Genomic DNA, 14,241 nt, shown 5'->3' on the forward strand with positions numbered 1-14,241 from the left:
GCTTTGTTTGGCCTGCTCCATCACGAATCGCGCCCTGCCGATTCGCGGCACGTCTACGTGAACAGGTCTTGTTCTATTCCTTTCCTAGCAGTTTCCATGCCATGACAAAGGCCTGCCCCTGGCTGGCCAGTACGGCCCAACTGCGCAGGACATGCACCAGCGGCAAGCGCAATCTCATCAGCGCGCACCAAAAGGATGCGCGTTTGTTTATGACCAAGCGGACAAACTAATTTTCGTCGGCGTATGCCTGCAACCCATGAGAATGCATTGGCATTGTGCAAACCGAGGAATTCATGCGCCAAAGCTGAGCCATATTCCCTGAGCCTCAGGGCACGCTTTGGCGCTGACTGGCAATCAAGTCATTGTAAAACATGCTTTCCGAATAGTTGGCACGCGAGTTGCTGAATGCAAAGTACAGGACGTGGACCAGGCTTGCGCGAGCAAGTACGAGTGCGTCGAACCCGGACCTTCAATGATGAAGGCCCTTATATCCGTGTTCGATAGCGACTCGACGAGGAACGTCCCATGGACATTCGCAACAAAGCCAACAGAATTCGACTGTTCAACTTCAGCATGCCCCAGATGCGGGCCTTTCACTTCTCCTGGTTCGCCTTCCATATCTGCTTCTTCGGCTGGTTCGGCATCGCGCCGCTGATGGCGGTGGTGCGTGACGACCTTGGCCTGACCAAGACCCAGATCGGCAACACCATCATTGCCTCGGTGGCGATCACTGTCATCGTGCGTCTGGCCATCGGCGTGCTGTGCGACAAGATCGGGCCGCGCAAGGCCTATACCTGGCTGCTGTGCCTGGGCTCCCTGCCGGTAATGATGATCGGCTTCGCCGACAGCTTCGAGAGCTTCTTCCTGGCGCGCCTGGCCATCGGCGCGATCGGCGCCTCCTTCGTCATTACGCAATATCACACCTCGGTGATGTTCGGCCCCAACGTGGTGGGCACTGCCAACGCCACCACCGCCGGCTGGGGCAATCTCGGTGGCGGTACGACACAGATCCTCATGCCGCTGATCTTCGCCGGCATTCTGATGCTGGGTGTCGAGGAAACCCTCGGCTGGCGTCTGGCCATGGTGGTGCCCGGCATCGTGCTGTTCCTGACCGGTCTCGCCTATTACTTCTTTACCCAGGACGCGCCCAACGGCAACTTCGACGAGCTGCGCGAGCGCGGCGAGCTGCCCAGGGCGGAAAAAGAGTACAGCATGGCCAGCACCTTCGGCGCCGCCGCCAAGGACATTCGCGTGTGGGCGCTGTTCGTGGTCTACGCCGCCTGCTTCGGCGTCGAACTGACCATCAACAACATCGCCGCCATCTACTTCTTCGACACCTTCGACCTCGACCTGGCCACCGCCGGGATGATCGCCGGCCTGTTCGGCCTGATGAACCTGTTCGCCCGCACCCTGGGCGGCGTATTCTCCGACCTGTTCGCCAAGACGGGGGGGCTCAAGGGCCGCGTACGCTGGCTGTTCATCGCCATGCTGTGCGAAGGCGCGGCGCTGATATTCTTCTCGCAGATGCACGTACTGACGCTGGCCATCGGCATCATGCTGGTGTTCAGTCTGTTCACCCAGATGGCCGAAGGCGCCACCTTCGGTGTGGTGCCCTTCGTCAACCGCAAGGCGCTTGGCGCCGTGGCCGGCATCGTCGGCGCAGGCGGCAATGCCGGTGCCGTGGCTGCCGGCTTCCTGTTCCGCTCCGAATCGCTGACTTACCAGCAGGGCCTGTTCTACCTCGGCGTTGCCGTATCGATTGCCGCCTTCGCCACCATGCTGGTGCGTTTCTCACCCCAGGTACTGGCCGAGGAAGACGCCGCCTACCGCGAAGCGGCCGGCAGCAATGCCGCCCCGGCCGAACTGTCGCTGCGCTGAGATTGCCCCAGCGTCGCCCCGCCGCCCGCTGCCGCCCTTCGGGGCGGCGGTTTTCGTTTGCGGGGTCATGCTAGGCTATGGTGTTGTCACCGAATCGGATGGTCGTGTGCCGCGTCTTTCACAGCCCCCAGAACACCCCCAACACTTGCTTCCCGGATTCATCAGTGTCTTTCGCTATAGCCGTCGTGCACTGGCGCTGGTCTGGAGCACGTCGCGCGGGCTGACCGTCGGCCTGGCCGTGTGCACGTTGGTTGCGGGAATTCTACCGGCCGTGGCGGCCTACCTCGGCCAGTTGATCGTCGATGCCGTGGTGGCAGCCATGGAGCGTCATGCCCAGCAACCCGGGCTCGACTGGCAGGTCCTGCTCTGGCCGCCCTTGCGCTACGTGCTGATGGAGTTGGGGATCATCGCGCTGATCGCCCTGGCCCAGCGCGGCCTGTCGGTACAGCAATCGCTATTGCGCGCACTGCTCGGCCAGCGCGTCAATGTGATGATTCTCGAAAAGGCCGGTGCACTGTCGCTGTCGCAGTTCGAGGATTCCGAACTCTACGACAAGCTGACCCGCGCCCGTCGCGAAGCCTCGTCGCGGCCGTTGGCACTGGTCAACAAGACCTTCAGCCTGATTCAGAACGCCATCTCGCTGGGCAGCTTCGCGGTCCTGCTGTGGCAATTCTCGCCCTGGGCCCTGCTGATCCTGGTCATCGGCGCGCTACCGGTGTTCGTTGCCGAAGCCAAGTTCTCGGGCGATGCTTTCCGCCTGTTCCGCTGGCGATCCCCGCAGACGCGCATGCAAACCTACCTGGAAACCGTATTGGCCCGTGAGGACAGCATCAAGGAGGTCAAGCTGTTCGGCCTCGAATCGCTGTTCCTCGGGCGTTATCGCGACATCTTCCGCACGCTGTACGCCGAGGATCGCCGCCTGACGATCCGCCGCGATGTCTGGGGTTTTCTGCTCGGCCTGCTGGGCACCCTGTCGTTCTACGCCGCCTATGCCTGGGTGGTCGTGGAGACCATCCTCGGTCGCCTGACGCTGGGCCAGATGACCATGTACCTGAGCGTGTTCAAGCAGGGCCAGTCCGCCCTGTCGGCCAGCTTGACCGCGATCAGCGGCATGTACGAGGACAACCTCTACCTGTCGAACCTCTACGAGTACCTGGAACATCCGGTCGCCAGCGATAGCGGCCACCTGACCGCAGGTGTCCGGCCCGGCGACGGCATCCGCTTCGAGGGCGTGAGTTTCATCTATCCCGGCGGCGAGCGCCCGGTGCTGCAGAACATCGACCTGCACCTGTATCCCGGCGAGAGCCTGGCACTGGTCGGCGAGAACGGCTCCGGCAAGACCACACTGATCAAGCTGCTGACCCGGCTCTACGAACCCACCTCCGGACGCATCCTGCTCGACGGCAGCGATCTGCGCGACTGGGACCTCGGCGTGCTACGCCGGCGTATCGGCGTGATCTTTCAGGACTTCGTGCGTTACCAGTTACCGGTGGGCGAGAACCTGGGCGTCGGCGATGTCGAGGCGTTTACCGACACGGCACGTTGGGAACGTGCGGCAAGACAAGGCATGGCCGACGATTTCATCGCACGTCTGGAGAACGGCTACCTCACCCAGCTCGGCCGTTGGTTCCAGCGCGGCCAGGAGCTTTCCGGCGGGCAATGGCAGAAAATCGCCCTGTCGCGGGCCTACATGCGCGAGGACGCGGACATTCTCGTGCTCGACGAGCCCACCGCCGCCATGGACGCCGCCGCCGAAGCCCAGGTCTTCGAGCAGTTTCGTCGTCATGCCCGGGGCCGCATGACCCTGCTGATCTCGCACCGTTTCTCCACCGTGCGTGCCGCCGATCAGATCGTCGTCATCGACGAGGGCCGTATCATCGAGCGTGGCAACCATGCCAGCCTGCTGGCCCGCAACGGGCGTTACGCCCAGCTGTTCCGGCTGCAGGCGGCAGGGTATCGTTAGCGCGACGACATCGCGGCCGGCCTCGGTACCGACAGGGTCAGACGACTGTCGGAACGAGAATCAAACGGTTACCACCACCTTGCCTACCTGCTGGTTGGACTCGAGGAAACGATGCGCTTCCTGGATCTGCTCCAGCGGAAAGGTCCGGGTAATGGTCGGCTTGAGCACGCCGGCTTCCAGCCCCTCCAGGATGAAGCGCTTGGCGCCGTCGAGGCGTGCGTCGTCGGAAACGATCTCGCTGTAGAGATAGCCCTTGAGTGTCAGCGTCTTGCCCAGCACCGTGAACAGCGGGAACGGACTCGCTTCCGGACTCAGAGCGCCATACACCAGCAGGATGCCACCGGTCGCCATGGCAGCGGTCAGCGGCTCCAGCGCCGGCCCGCCCACCGGGTCGAAGACCACACGGGCACCCTGCCCCTGAGTGATCTCCATGACGCGTTCAGGCAGATCCTCCTCCTCGGTGGCAATCACGTGGTCCGCCCCGGCCGCCCGCAAGGCATCGCGCTTGGCGGAGGTACGTGTCGTAGCGATGACGCTGGCCCCCACCTGCTTGGCCACCTGGAAGGCAGCGATGCCGACACTGCTCGAGGCGGCGGTGACGATCACGAAGTCGTCGCGGGTCAATCCGGCCTGGTCGATCAGGGCGCCGTAAGCGGTCACATACGGCATCCATACTGCGGCAGCCTGCTCGAAGGACAGCGTGTCGGGATGCTTGACCAGCAGCCGTGCCGGGACGTTGGCCACCTCACCGTAAGTGCCCCACTTGGCGATATCGAGTGGTGGCACGAGGCTGACGGCATCGCCCTGACTGAACCCTTCGACGTCGGCGCCCACCCTTTGCACGACGCCGGCGGCCTCGTAACCCAGCCGGCTGGGAAATGTCGCCTCCTGCAGATAGGCATGGTTGCGGAACATCACCTCGGCGCGATTGATACCGATCGCCTTGACCGCGATCTGCACCTCGTCGGCAGCGGGCTCGGACACCTCGAGTTCTTCGAGGCGCAGCACCTCGGGACCGCCATAGTCATGAATCCGTACGATGCGAGGCATGTCATTCTCCTTTTGACGTTACGCTCTGTCTGAAAATGTCTGCGCTTGCCCATCCGACGTTAAAGAATCGACGCCAAGTACGCAGCGCTTGGTGGTGCAAAGCCACTGATTCATTGTGCCGACGGAAGCGCCATGCAATGAACGGACAGCATAGCAGGCTAATGGTCGGCGTCTAACGTGCAACACGCCGTTGCTCATTCCGAACTCGTTAGCGACCCGCCCCTTGCCTTAAGATGAGAAGGCCTTTTATTTAAAAAACCTTCTCACATGCCCAGGATACATCTCATGAGACCCTTCGCACTCCTTGCCGCCACCCTGCTGTCATTGAGCGGTACGAGCATGGCAGCAACCTCCGCCGAGCGTGTCATTTCCTTCGATTATGGCAGTCTGGATACGCTCGATGCGCTGAATCTCGGCAATCAGGTCGTCGGCGTTCCCAAGCAAGGGCTGCCGGACTATCTGTCCGACTATGCTGGCGATGACTATGCCGATGTCGGCGGACTCAAGTCTCCCGACCTGGATGCCATCCGCCAGGCCTCCCCTTCACTGATCGTGATCACCGGCCGCCAGGGGGAGCAGCGTGAAGCGCTGGAAGCGATTGCTCCGGTCATGGAGATGGGCGTATCGGGCGAGGATTACCTACAGGCCTTCGACGCCAATGTCACGACGCTGGCCGAGCGCTTTGGCGCTGCCTCACAAGCGGCATCGGCCCTGGATTCATTGCACCGGAAGATCGATGACGCACGCCAGACCATCGACGCATCCAAGAACGTCCTTACCGTCACCCACAACGACGGCCACTACATGCTCAACAGGCACCCCATCGTCTATGGCGTGCTGGGGCTGAACGAGCCGCAGATCCCTGAAAACGTGACCAGCGAAACGCGTGGCAGCCGTACATTCACTCCCCTGACGGCCGAGGCAATCGGCGAAATCGATCCCGACGTCATTCTGATCGTCGACCGTAGCGCGGCCATCGGCAGTGAGGCTGTCGACGTCGAGGCGTTGCAGCAGGCCCTGTCAGATGGCGCGGCCGCCGACGCTGACGTCGAAGTGTTGACGCCCAAGCTGTGGTACCTGTCAGGCGGCGGGTTGCAGAGCCTGAGTCTGCAGATCGATGACGTGGTCAGCGCCCTTTAGTCCGGGACCGTTTCGGCCTGTCCCAATGACAGGCCGAATACTGAGCCCTACCTTTCACCATGTCGTCATGGCATGAAGACCGCTCGCAGGCATTCCCGATCCTTGTCCCGGAACATGGCATACCCTTCGGGCGAATCCTCCAGGCTCATGGGATGCGTAAGCAAGTACGCAGGATCGAGTTCTCCTTTCTGGATATGCTCGAAGATACATTCGATGTAACGCTGACCAGGCTGCTGTCCGGAACGTACGCTGAGCGCCTTGTTGACGATCGCCCCCATGGGAAACTTGTCCATCACACCCGCATAGACGCCCAGCACCGATACCGTGCCGCCCTTGCGACAGGCCCGAATCGCCTGGCGTAGCGCAGCACCCCGCTCGGTATGCAGGCGCAGTGTCTGCTTGGTGGTGTCATAGAGCTGTTCCACACCGGTGGTATGCGCCTCGAGCCCCACACAATCGATACAGCGGTCCGGTCCGCGCCCACCGGTGAGTTCGACGAGCGCCTCGTGTACGTTGACCCGCGTGTAGTCCAGCACTTCGGCCCCGGCCTTCTCCTTCGCCAGCGCCAAGCGATCGGGGAAGCGATCGATGCCGATCACACGTTCGGCGCCCATCAGGTAAGCGCTGCGCATCGCCATCTGCCCGACACCCCCACAACCCCACACGGCGACGGTGTCGCCGGGCTCGATATCGGCGATGTCAGCGCCGAAGTAGCCGGTCGGCACGGCATCGGAAACGAACAAGGCCTGTTCGTCGCTGATCCCCTCGGGCACCTTGAAGACATTGACATCGGCGAACGGCACCCGCACATAGGTGGCATGGCTGCCGGCATAGCCGCCGAAGGCATGGCTATAGCCGAAGATGCCTCCACAGGCATAGCCGTAGAGCGTTTCCGTCGTCGCCGGGTTGGGGTTGGAATTGTCGCAGCAGGAGAACTCCTGACGTCGACAGGGCTCACAGTGGCCGCAGCCGATGATCGACACGGTGATCACCCGGTCGCCCTTCGAGAGTCCGGTCACGCCACTCCCCACGTCGACGATCTCGCCGAGAAACTCGTGACCCAGCACATCTCCCGGTTTCATGGTCGGCACATAGCCATTCAGGAGGTGCAGATCCGAGCCACACACCGATGACATCGTGACGCGAACGATGACATCGCGGGCGTTGACGATTTCCGGGTCGGGAATCGTCTCGACGCTCAGCTTGTCGGTACCTTGCCATGTCAGGGCACGCATCAGCGACCTCCTCTTTCTGCCCCGGGGCGGGCAGCATTGGTGGTGATCTCTCCGATTTCCAGCAATTGCTTCAGGCGACGCAGATCATCGCCGGCCAGGCTGCTTGGATCCTTGCCCAATAGCCTGGCCACGGTGTGCCCAACACGGCCTGCCGGGGGCTCATAGGTGAATACAGCCTGGACCACGGTACCCCGACCCTGCGGGGCATCATGGAAACTGACCCAGCCAGCCTGATGAATATCGGCGTTCTCTTCGGCCTGCCAGGCGATGTACTCATTCTCTATTTCATCGGTGATTTCGGCATTCCATTCGAGGTGTTGCCCCGATGCAGGGCTGGCCACCCAGTGGGAACGACGGGCATCGATGACATCGATCCGCTCGATGTGTTTCATGAAACGGGCAAGGTTGCTGAAGTCCTTCCAGAAACGAAAGACTTCCTCACGCGGCTTGTTGATGGTCACGCTGCGCGAGGTGACCTTGGCACGTTTCCATTGGTGTGCCGCTGCCATGTCCTGCTCATAGGAATCCGGCGCCAAGGCCTTCTTGAGACCGCAATAGCCCATCGCACCACGTGAAATCAGCATGCTGCCAAGGGCGAGATACGCCAGCCGGCCAATCCCCTGCCGACGTAGCCCGAGTCCGACACTCAAGCCACCGCCCAGGATGGAAACGGTCCGCTCCGTGCTGGTGAGCTGACCGGCTTCCTCCGACTTGCTGCGCATGGCGACGAGAGAATCATCCTGCCAGGTATCGTTCATGCTCTACCTCCTTGAGACTTACAACCTTACATACCCATGGTCTTACGGAATTCCGCCATGAACGGCTCGTCAGCCGGCTCGGGACGATCGGTCCCGTTCATGGCACGATGCCAGTAAGGGTAGATCGGTACCGGACGAGTCGCTTCTTCGATGCGAGCGAACTCTTCCTCGCTGAGCTCGAGTTCCAGACAGGCCAGGTTGTCCTTCAACTGCTCTTCGTTGCGTGCCCCCAGAATCAGCGAGGTTACGCCGGGGCGATCCTTCAACCAGGCCAGCGCCACGCGTGCGGCGGAAACTCCATGACCGTCGCCGATCTCGACCAGCAAGTCGATGATGTCGAAAAGACGCTCGCGGTCATGGATGTAAGGCTCGGGCCAGTCGGTCCCCTGACGATGATCCGACGACAATGCTTTATCGCGGCGTAGCTGGCCGGTAAGCAGCCCTTCACCCAGCGGGCTCCAGATCAGCGTGCCAAGCCCTTGATCGCGTCCCACCGGCAGAATCTCATACTCGGCCTCGCGAGCCTCCGGCGTATAGTAGATCTGTTGGCTGACCGGGCGGATCAGGCCATGCTCCCGCGCGGCGGCCATGGTCTTCATCATCTGCCAGCCGTTGTAGTTCGAAGTGCCGACATAACGCACCTTGCCAGACTGCACCAGATGGTCGAGTGCTGCCAGGCTTTCCTCGATGGGAGTCACGCCGTCCCACTGATGGAGCTGGTAGAGATCGATATGGTCAGTACCCAACCGGCGCAGGCTCTTTTCGCACTGGCGAATGATGTGATAACGCGAAGCACCGCCGTCGTTCGGTCCCTCCCCCATCGGCGTGCGCACTTTCGACGTGATCAATACATCGTCGCGCTTTTTCTGCAACGCCTTGCCGAGAACTTCCTCGGACAATCCCATCGAATACATGTTGGCCGTATCGAAGGTGTTGATCCCGGCATCGCAAGCGATGTCGATCATGCGTCGTGCCTGCTCGGCATCGATATTGCCGACCTTCTCGAAGCCGGCCTCACCGCCGAAGGTGATCGTACCCAACATCAGTTGAGACACTTTCAGGCCCGAGTGGCCCAGTTGACGATATTCCATGTCGTAAACCTGTCCGTAGATGAACGAGTGGCTCGGTGAAAAGCCCAAAGGCGGCTAGGTATGGCTCAGGGCCCCCCGCTGCCGCCTGTGGCGCTATAGACTTGGCCGGTCGCGTAACTGGAATCCTGTGAAGCGAGCAGGACATAAATGGGTGCGAGTTCCACCGGCTGCCCCGGACGGCCCATCGGCGTGGAACTCCCGAAGTGTTCGACCACGCTCTGCGGCTGGCCTCCGCTGACCTGCAACGGGGTCCAGAACGGCCCCGGAGCGACGGCATTGACTCGAATGCCCTGTTTTATGACCTGCTGGGCCAGTGATTTGGTGAAGGCAACGATGGCAGCCTTGGTTTGCGAATAGTCCAGGAGGTTGGCAGCCGGATCGTAGGCGACGACGGACGTGGTGTTGACGATCGAAGCCCCCTCCGGCATGTGCGGTATAGCGGCCTTGGTGATCCAGAACATGGCGTAGAGATTGGTTTTCAGCGTTGCATCGAACTGCTCGGTGGTAATGTCGAGAATCGATGGCTGTGCCTGCTGTCTGGCCGCGTTGTTGACGAGAATGTCGAGTCCACCGAGTTCTTGTCGTGCCGTGTCGACGAGTTGCTGACAGAAAGCCTCGTCGCGGATGTCGCCGGGGATGGCCACGGCCTTGCGACCGGCATTCCGGATCAGCTCGATCACTTCCTGCGCGTCCGGTTCCTCCACATCCAGATAGTTGATTGCCACATCCGCCCCTTCGCGTGCATAGGCAATCGCCGCGGCACGACCGATGCCAGAGTCGCCGCCGGTAATCAACGCCTTGCGACCGGTCAGTCTGCCCGCGCCTTCATAGCTGGTTTCGCCATGATCCGGGCGTGGCGTCATCTCGCTGGCTAGCCCCGGCCACTCCTGGGGTTGGCGCGGAAACGGCGGCTGGGGGTACTGATTGGTGGGGTCTTGCATCGCCGCCACGATACCCGCGCGCTCTTGTCCGGCACCACCCTGCGCTGACGATTGCTGAGCGAATGCCGGTGCAGCAGCCGCTGCTGCAAATCCCGAAGCCAGCCCGCCGACTACCCGCCGACGAACAGGGTCGAACTTTGTGTCAGATTCAGATTCCATTCACTTCACCTCCGATTTTGTAGGGGGGCAGGTTAAAGGCGAGCAGTCCATGGTCTCGCTCCTGAGAAGACAACTAGATGAGGCTTCCTTCTAGAACCTAGTCGTAAACGATTAAGAGACAAACCAATCGCAGTAACGGAACGTTGCGTCATCGTAAGGGAAGAAGATTCGCCGCCATGGCCTGGGATGGCTAGAATCGCAAGGCAGAGGATCTGTTGTCTGCTTCTGTACGAGAGGGAGCCTGTCTTGGCCGAGAGCGATATCGATCTCCTGAAGTTCTACCGCAGCGAAATCCAGTTCCAAAGCTCGTTACTGGCGGGCCGGCTGAACGCCTTCATCTCGTCTCAGTCCTTTCTGGTCATTGCCTATGCCATGACGGCAAGCAGTCTGATCGGTCAGTGGCAGGCCCCGTTCACGCTCCTGTTTCCACCCTTTTTGGCACTACTTGGGCTAACGCTGGCATTACAAGCCTGGCCTGGCATCAAGGCGGCCTACGTCGTGCTTGGCGAATGGGAGCAACGCCAGGATGAGCTGCTTGCCGTCTCCCGGGAACTCAAGAAATATGACCTGCACGCGGCAGAGCGCAGCCCGGAAAGCCAACATTCTGGAATCGCCTGGAAGCATTTTCGTCAAGGCGCCCTGTTCCCCCGTTATGCGCCTTGGCTCTTTAGTACGGCCTGGTGTTTCTTCGCCAGTCTGCCGGTAGTATTGTTTTTCACTCATTGACGCTGCAGCATCTGGATAAAGGCAGCCCGACAGCCTTTTCACATTGCAACCAGGAAGCATGCCATGACCATTGCCACCGGCGACAAGATTCCCGACGTAACGATCAAGACCAACGGCGCCAACGGCCCCGAGGACATCTCGACCGGCGAGTTGTTCGCCGGCAAGCGCGTCGTGCTGTTCGGCGTACCCGGCGCCTTCACGCCCGGCTGTTCCAACACCCATATGCCCGGCTTCGTGATCAAAGCCGACGAGATCCTTGCCAAGGGCGTCGATACCATCGCTTGCATGGCGGTCAACGACGCCTTCGTGATGGGCGCTTGGCAGGAAAACCAGAATGCCCAGGCATTCACCATGCTCGCCGACGGCAACGCCGAATTCACCCAAGCGCTCGGCCTGGAGATGGATGCCAGTGGCGCCGGTATGGGCACGCGCTGCAAGCGCTTCGCGCTGATCGCCAACGACGGCGTGGTGGAATACATCGGCGTGGATCCCAAAGGCGTTCAGGAAAGCAGTGCCGATAGCGTTCTCGACAGGCTTTGAGAATACCCCACCTCACGGATGAAGCCGGCCCCCACCGGCTTCCCCTTTCTTGTGCAGGCGCTTCCGCCAGGCATCGGCAACGCGCCACTTGACAGCATAGTCGCATCTCCTAATTTAACTGTTCAGTTAAATAGCCTAAAGGATCAGAGGCTTTCCTCTGATCCTTTGGTTGGCATGTTCGCTGCATAAGGTTAGCTACCCTCATTGGCACAAGGAGAATGGCATGCGGTCGTTACTGCATCCCATCCGTGCGGTATTAGGAAGTGTAGCGCTCCTACTGCTCGGCAATGGACTGATCAATACACTGTTGACTCTGCGGGGTACTGAAGAGAACTTTTCGACGACAATGCTGGGCATCATCATGTCCGGCTACTTTGTGGGTTTCACTTGCGGCACATGGGTCAGTAGTCGCCTGATTCGTCGCATCGGCCATATACGCACCTTTGGATTCTGCGCAGCGATTTGCGCCTCCGGCGCGCTGCTCCACGTCATTTTCGTCAATCCGTGGGCCTGGTTGGCTCTACGCTTCATCTATGGGCTTTCCTTCGTGACACTGATGACGGTCATCGAAAGCTGGCTCAACAGCAAGGCGGCCAGTCACGAACGCGGTCGCATCTTCGCCATTTACATGCTGGTCAATCTGGGCGCCATCGCCGTGGCCCAGCAGATTCTGCGCCTGGACACCCCCGATGGTTTTCTGCTGTTCTCTTTGACCGCAATCCTGATTTGCTGGGCTCTGCTACCGATCACCATGACCCGGCGCGCACCGCCGACGATACCCGATCGCCCCAAGAGCAGCCTCAAGGCCCTGATTGGCTTCGCGCCGCTGGCGGTCACGGCCTCTGCCCTGTCGGGCCTGGCCATGGGCGCGTTCTGGGCGATGACACCGATCTATGCCAAGGCGCTGGGCTATGACGTCGGCGGCATCGGCCTGGTGATGAGCGTCACCATCCTGGGGGGCGCCTTGCTGCAGATTCCCATCGGCCGGTTCTCGGATCGTCACGATCGCGGACGTGTCATGACCATCGTGGTCATCCTGGCCGCCGCTTTCGCGGCGCTGATGCCCCTGGCGCCCAGCAGGCCGGTGCTAATGGGACTGTTCTTCGTGTGGGGCGGCCTGTCCTTCTCCATCTACCCTTTGGCCGTGGCGCAGCTCATCGACCAGTTACATCCTGAAGAAGTCGTCTCCGGCTCGGCCGACATGCTGGTCATGCAGGGGGCCGGCAGCGCCATCGCTCCGATCCTTGCCGGGGCGATCATGAACGTTCTCGGCGCTGAGGTGCTGCCACTCTACATCGCCGCCGTACTGGCGCTGCTCGGTGCCTACGCTCTCTATCGGCGCCATTATGTCTCCCCGGTGGTGTATGGCGACACCGCCCACTTCGAGCCATTGGTACAGACCAGCCCCCAGGCGCTGGAGATGCTCTTCGACGATACCCAGCCCGACCTGTTCGATGATCCGGACTTTTACGAAGAGCACGAACGCCAGCGGATCATCAAGGCGGTAACTCAAACGTGACCTTAACCCAGTGAGTCCAACTGCCGGGTTAGAAACTGGCGCTCCGGCTGTTGCACGCAAAAGGCCAGGGCCTGCCGATAGGCGGCCCTGGCCTCGTTCATTCGACCCACCTGACGGTACAAGTCAGCTTGAGCGGCATAGGCCAAGTGGTAGTCCTGTAGTTCCCCTCGCGCAAGAAGGGCGTCGATCAGCGCCAGACCTGCTTCTGGGCCTTCATACATGGCCACGGCAACTGCCCGGTTGAGTTCGGCTACGGGGGAAGGCTCGATACGTAGCAGCACGTCGTAAAGGCCAATGATCTGTAGCCAGTCAGTTTCGGCCGCGCTGGCGGCCTCGGCATGCACGGCGGCGATGGCCGCTTGCAATGTATACGGCCCGAAGCGCCGGGACTTCAAGGCCAGCTCAACTAACGCTCCCCCTTCGGCGATCCCCTCCTGACACCAGTGCAAGCGATCCTGGTCACTGAGGCGTACCAATTCTCCTGTCGGCGAGACCCGCGCCTCACGCCGCGACTCATGAAGCAGCATCAACGCCAGCAGCCCCACCGCCTCGGGTTCAGGCAATAGTCCGACGAGCAGCCTGCCAATACGGATTGCCTCATCAGACAAGTCGACACGTGTCAGCGCACTGCCGGACGACGCCGAATATCCCTCATTGAAAACCAGGTAAATCACACGAAGTACGCTCTCCATACGCTCGGGCAACTCGTCGCGCGACGGTACCTGATAGGGAATACCGGCATCGCGAATCTTCGCCTTGGCGCGCACAATGCGCTGCGCCACGGTTGTTGGCGTACAGAGAAATGCGTGTGCGATTTCTTCAGTAGTGAGCCCACAGATTTCACGCAAGGTAAGCGCTATCTGAGCTGGCGGCGGCAGCGCGGGATGGCAACACGTAAAGATCAGGCGAAGCCGGTCATCCTCGAGTGCCTCGCTATCGTCTTGCAGCCGGTCTTCGGCATTGACCTCGATCTGACGGGCAAGCTCGGCTTGGGATGCATCGAAGCGCGCCCGACGGCGCAGGTTATCGATCGCCTTGAAACGCCCGGCCGAAACCAGCCAGGCGCGAGGATTGTCCGGCACCCCGTCTCGCTGCCATTGCACTATCGCCGCGGTAAAGGCGTCATGAAGCGCCTCCTCGGCCAGATCGAAGTCCCCGAGCAAACGAATCAGCGTCGCCAGGACACGTCGTGAATCGTGCCGATAGATAGCAGAGATAACCTGACCGTAAGCCATGTCAGC

Annotated in this window: 12 protein-coding genes; 6 read left to right on the forward strand and 6 right to left on the reverse strand. The window is 61.0% G+C overall.

Annotation, left to right across the window (positions count from 1 at the left end; genetic code table 11):
* Positions 1 to 525 precede the first annotated feature (525 nt).
* Positions 526 to 1,878, forward strand: coding sequence for a NarK family nitrate/nitrite MFS transporter (locus tag MHM84_RS09855; protein ID WP_239265521.1), 1,353 nt, complete (start codon positions 526 to 528; stop codon positions 1,876 to 1,878).
* A 67-nt stretch (positions 1,879 to 1,945) separates the two neighbouring features.
* Complete coding sequence (locus MHM84_RS09860; protein WP_239265523.1) at positions 1,946 to 3,841, forward strand: ABC transporter ATP-binding protein; 1,896 nt, start codon at positions 1,946 to 1,948, stop codon at positions 3,839 to 3,841.
* Positions 3,842 to 3,901: 60 nt separating this feature from the next.
* Here MHM84_RS09860 and MHM84_RS09865 read toward each other — a convergent pair whose 3' ends face one another.
* The gene (locus MHM84_RS09865; RefSeq protein WP_239265525.1) at positions 3,902 to 4,891 is read right to left on the reverse strand and encodes a zinc-dependent alcohol dehydrogenase family protein; all 990 of its coding nucleotides are present in this window, start codon (positions 4,889 to 4,891) and stop codon (positions 3,902 to 3,904) included.
* A 285-nt stretch (positions 4,892 to 5,176) separates the two neighbouring features.
* Here MHM84_RS09865 and MHM84_RS09870 point away from each other — a divergent pair, with 285 nt between their 5' ends.
* Positions 5,177 to 6,031 carry an ABC transporter substrate-binding protein gene (locus MHM84_RS09870; RefSeq protein ID WP_239265527.1) on the forward strand — a complete coding sequence of 285 codons (855 nt, stop codon included), beginning with the start codon at positions 5,177 to 5,179 and terminating at the stop codon, positions 6,029 to 6,031.
* Between the two features lie 65 nt (positions 6,032 to 6,096).
* On the opposite strand, the gene MHM84_RS09875 is transcribed toward MHM84_RS09870, so the two are convergent.
* From MHM84_RS09875 to MHM84_RS09890, 4 genes are all read right to left on the reverse strand, one after another.
* A complete protein-coding gene (locus MHM84_RS09875; protein WP_239265529.1) occupies positions 6,097 to 7,266 on the reverse strand; it encodes a zinc-dependent alcohol dehydrogenase in 1,170 nt (389 codons plus the stop codon).
* Positions 7,266 to 8,024, reverse strand: a complete 759-nt coding sequence (locus tag MHM84_RS09880; protein WP_239265531.1) for an SRPBCC family protein — start codon at positions 8,022 to 8,024, stop codon at positions 7,266 to 7,268. The genes MHM84_RS09875 and MHM84_RS09880 overlap by 1 nt, the downstream gene beginning before the upstream one ends.
* A 26-nt stretch (positions 8,025 to 8,050) precedes the next feature.
* Complete coding sequence (locus MHM84_RS09885) at positions 8,051 to 9,115, reverse strand: aldo/keto reductase (RefSeq protein ID WP_239265533.1); 1,065 nt, start codon at positions 9,113 to 9,115, stop codon at positions 8,051 to 8,053.
* 65 nt (positions 9,116 to 9,180) lie between these two features.
* Positions 9,181 to 10,215, reverse strand: coding sequence for an SDR family oxidoreductase (locus tag MHM84_RS09890; protein WP_275445736.1), 1,035 nt, complete (start codon positions 10,213 to 10,215; stop codon positions 9,181 to 9,183).
* 246 nt (positions 10,216 to 10,461) lie between these two features.
* Here MHM84_RS09890 and MHM84_RS09895 point away from each other — a divergent pair, with 246 nt between their 5' ends.
* The 3 genes from MHM84_RS09895 to MHM84_RS09905 all read left to right on the forward strand — a co-directional run bounded on the left by MHM84_RS09895 (position 10,462) and on the right by MHM84_RS09905 (position 13,000).
* Positions 10,462 to 10,941, forward strand: a complete 480-nt coding sequence (locus MHM84_RS09895; protein WP_239265535.1) for a hypothetical protein — start codon at positions 10,462 to 10,464, stop codon at positions 10,939 to 10,941.
* A gap of 63 nt (positions 10,942 to 11,004) precedes the next feature.
* Positions 11,005 to 11,481 (forward strand): peroxiredoxin, encoded by a 477-nt coding sequence (locus tag MHM84_RS09900; protein ID WP_239265537.1) that lies wholly within the window; start codon positions 11,005 to 11,007, stop codon positions 11,479 to 11,481.
* A gap of 223 nt (positions 11,482 to 11,704) precedes the next feature.
* A complete protein-coding gene (locus tag MHM84_RS09905; RefSeq protein ID WP_239265539.1) occupies positions 11,705 to 13,000 on the forward strand; it encodes an MFS transporter in 1,296 nt (431 codons plus the stop codon).
* Positions 13,001 to 13,002: 2 nt separating this feature from the next.
* Here the strand turns inward: MHM84_RS09905 and MHM84_RS09910 are convergent, their stop codons facing one another.
* Positions 13,003 to 14,235, reverse strand: coding sequence for an RNA polymerase sigma factor (locus tag MHM84_RS09910; RefSeq protein WP_239265541.1), 1,233 nt, complete (start codon positions 14,233 to 14,235; stop codon positions 13,003 to 13,005).
* Between the last annotated feature and the right edge of the window lie 6 nt (positions 14,236 to 14,241).

This window comes from Halomonas sp. McH1-25 (assembly GCF_022348165.1).
Taxonomy (GTDB): domain Bacteria; phylum Pseudomonadota; class Gammaproteobacteria; order Pseudomonadales; family Halomonadaceae; genus Modicisalibacter.

Excerpts from the sequence above, each read along its gene's own strand:
- MHM84_RS09855 (WP_239265521.1), top strand. The coding sequence starts at position 526 with ATGGACATTCGCAACAAAGCCAACAGAATTCGACTGTTCAACTTCAGC.
- MHM84_RS09860 (WP_239265523.1), top strand. The coding sequence starts at position 1,946 with ATGCTAGGCTATGGTGTTGTCACCGAATCGGATGGTCGTGTGCCGCGT.
- MHM84_RS09865 (WP_239265525.1), bottom strand. The coding sequence starts at position 4,891 with ATGCCTCGCATCGTACGGATTCATGACTATGGCGGTCCCGAGGTGCTG.
- MHM84_RS09870 (WP_239265527.1), top strand. The coding sequence starts at position 5,177 with ATGAGACCCTTCGCACTCCTTGCCGCCACCCTGCTGTCATTGAGCGGT.
- MHM84_RS09875 (WP_239265529.1), bottom strand. The coding sequence starts at position 7,266 with ATGCGTGCCCTGACATGGCAAGGTACCGACAAGCTGAGCGTCGAGACG.
- MHM84_RS09880 (WP_239265531.1), bottom strand. The coding sequence starts at position 8,024 with ATGAACGATACCTGGCAGGATGATTCTCTCGTCGCCATGCGCAGCAAG.
- MHM84_RS09885 (WP_239265533.1), bottom strand. The coding sequence starts at position 9,115 with ATGGAATATCGTCAACTGGGCCACTCGGGCCTGAAAGTGTCTCAACTG.
- MHM84_RS09890 (WP_275445736.1), bottom strand. The coding sequence starts at position 10,215 with ATGGAATCTGAATCTGACACAAAGTTCGACCCTGTTCGTCGGCGGGTA.
- MHM84_RS09900 (WP_239265537.1), top strand. The coding sequence starts at position 11,005 with ATGACCATTGCCACCGGCGACAAGATTCCCGACGTAACGATCAAGACC.
- MHM84_RS09905 (WP_239265539.1), top strand. The coding sequence starts at position 11,705 with ATGCGGTCGTTACTGCATCCCATCCGTGCGGTATTAGGAAGTGTAGCG.
- MHM84_RS09910 (WP_239265541.1), bottom strand. The coding sequence starts at position 14,235 with ATGGCTTACGGTCAGGTTATCTCTGCTATCTATCGGCACGATTCACGA.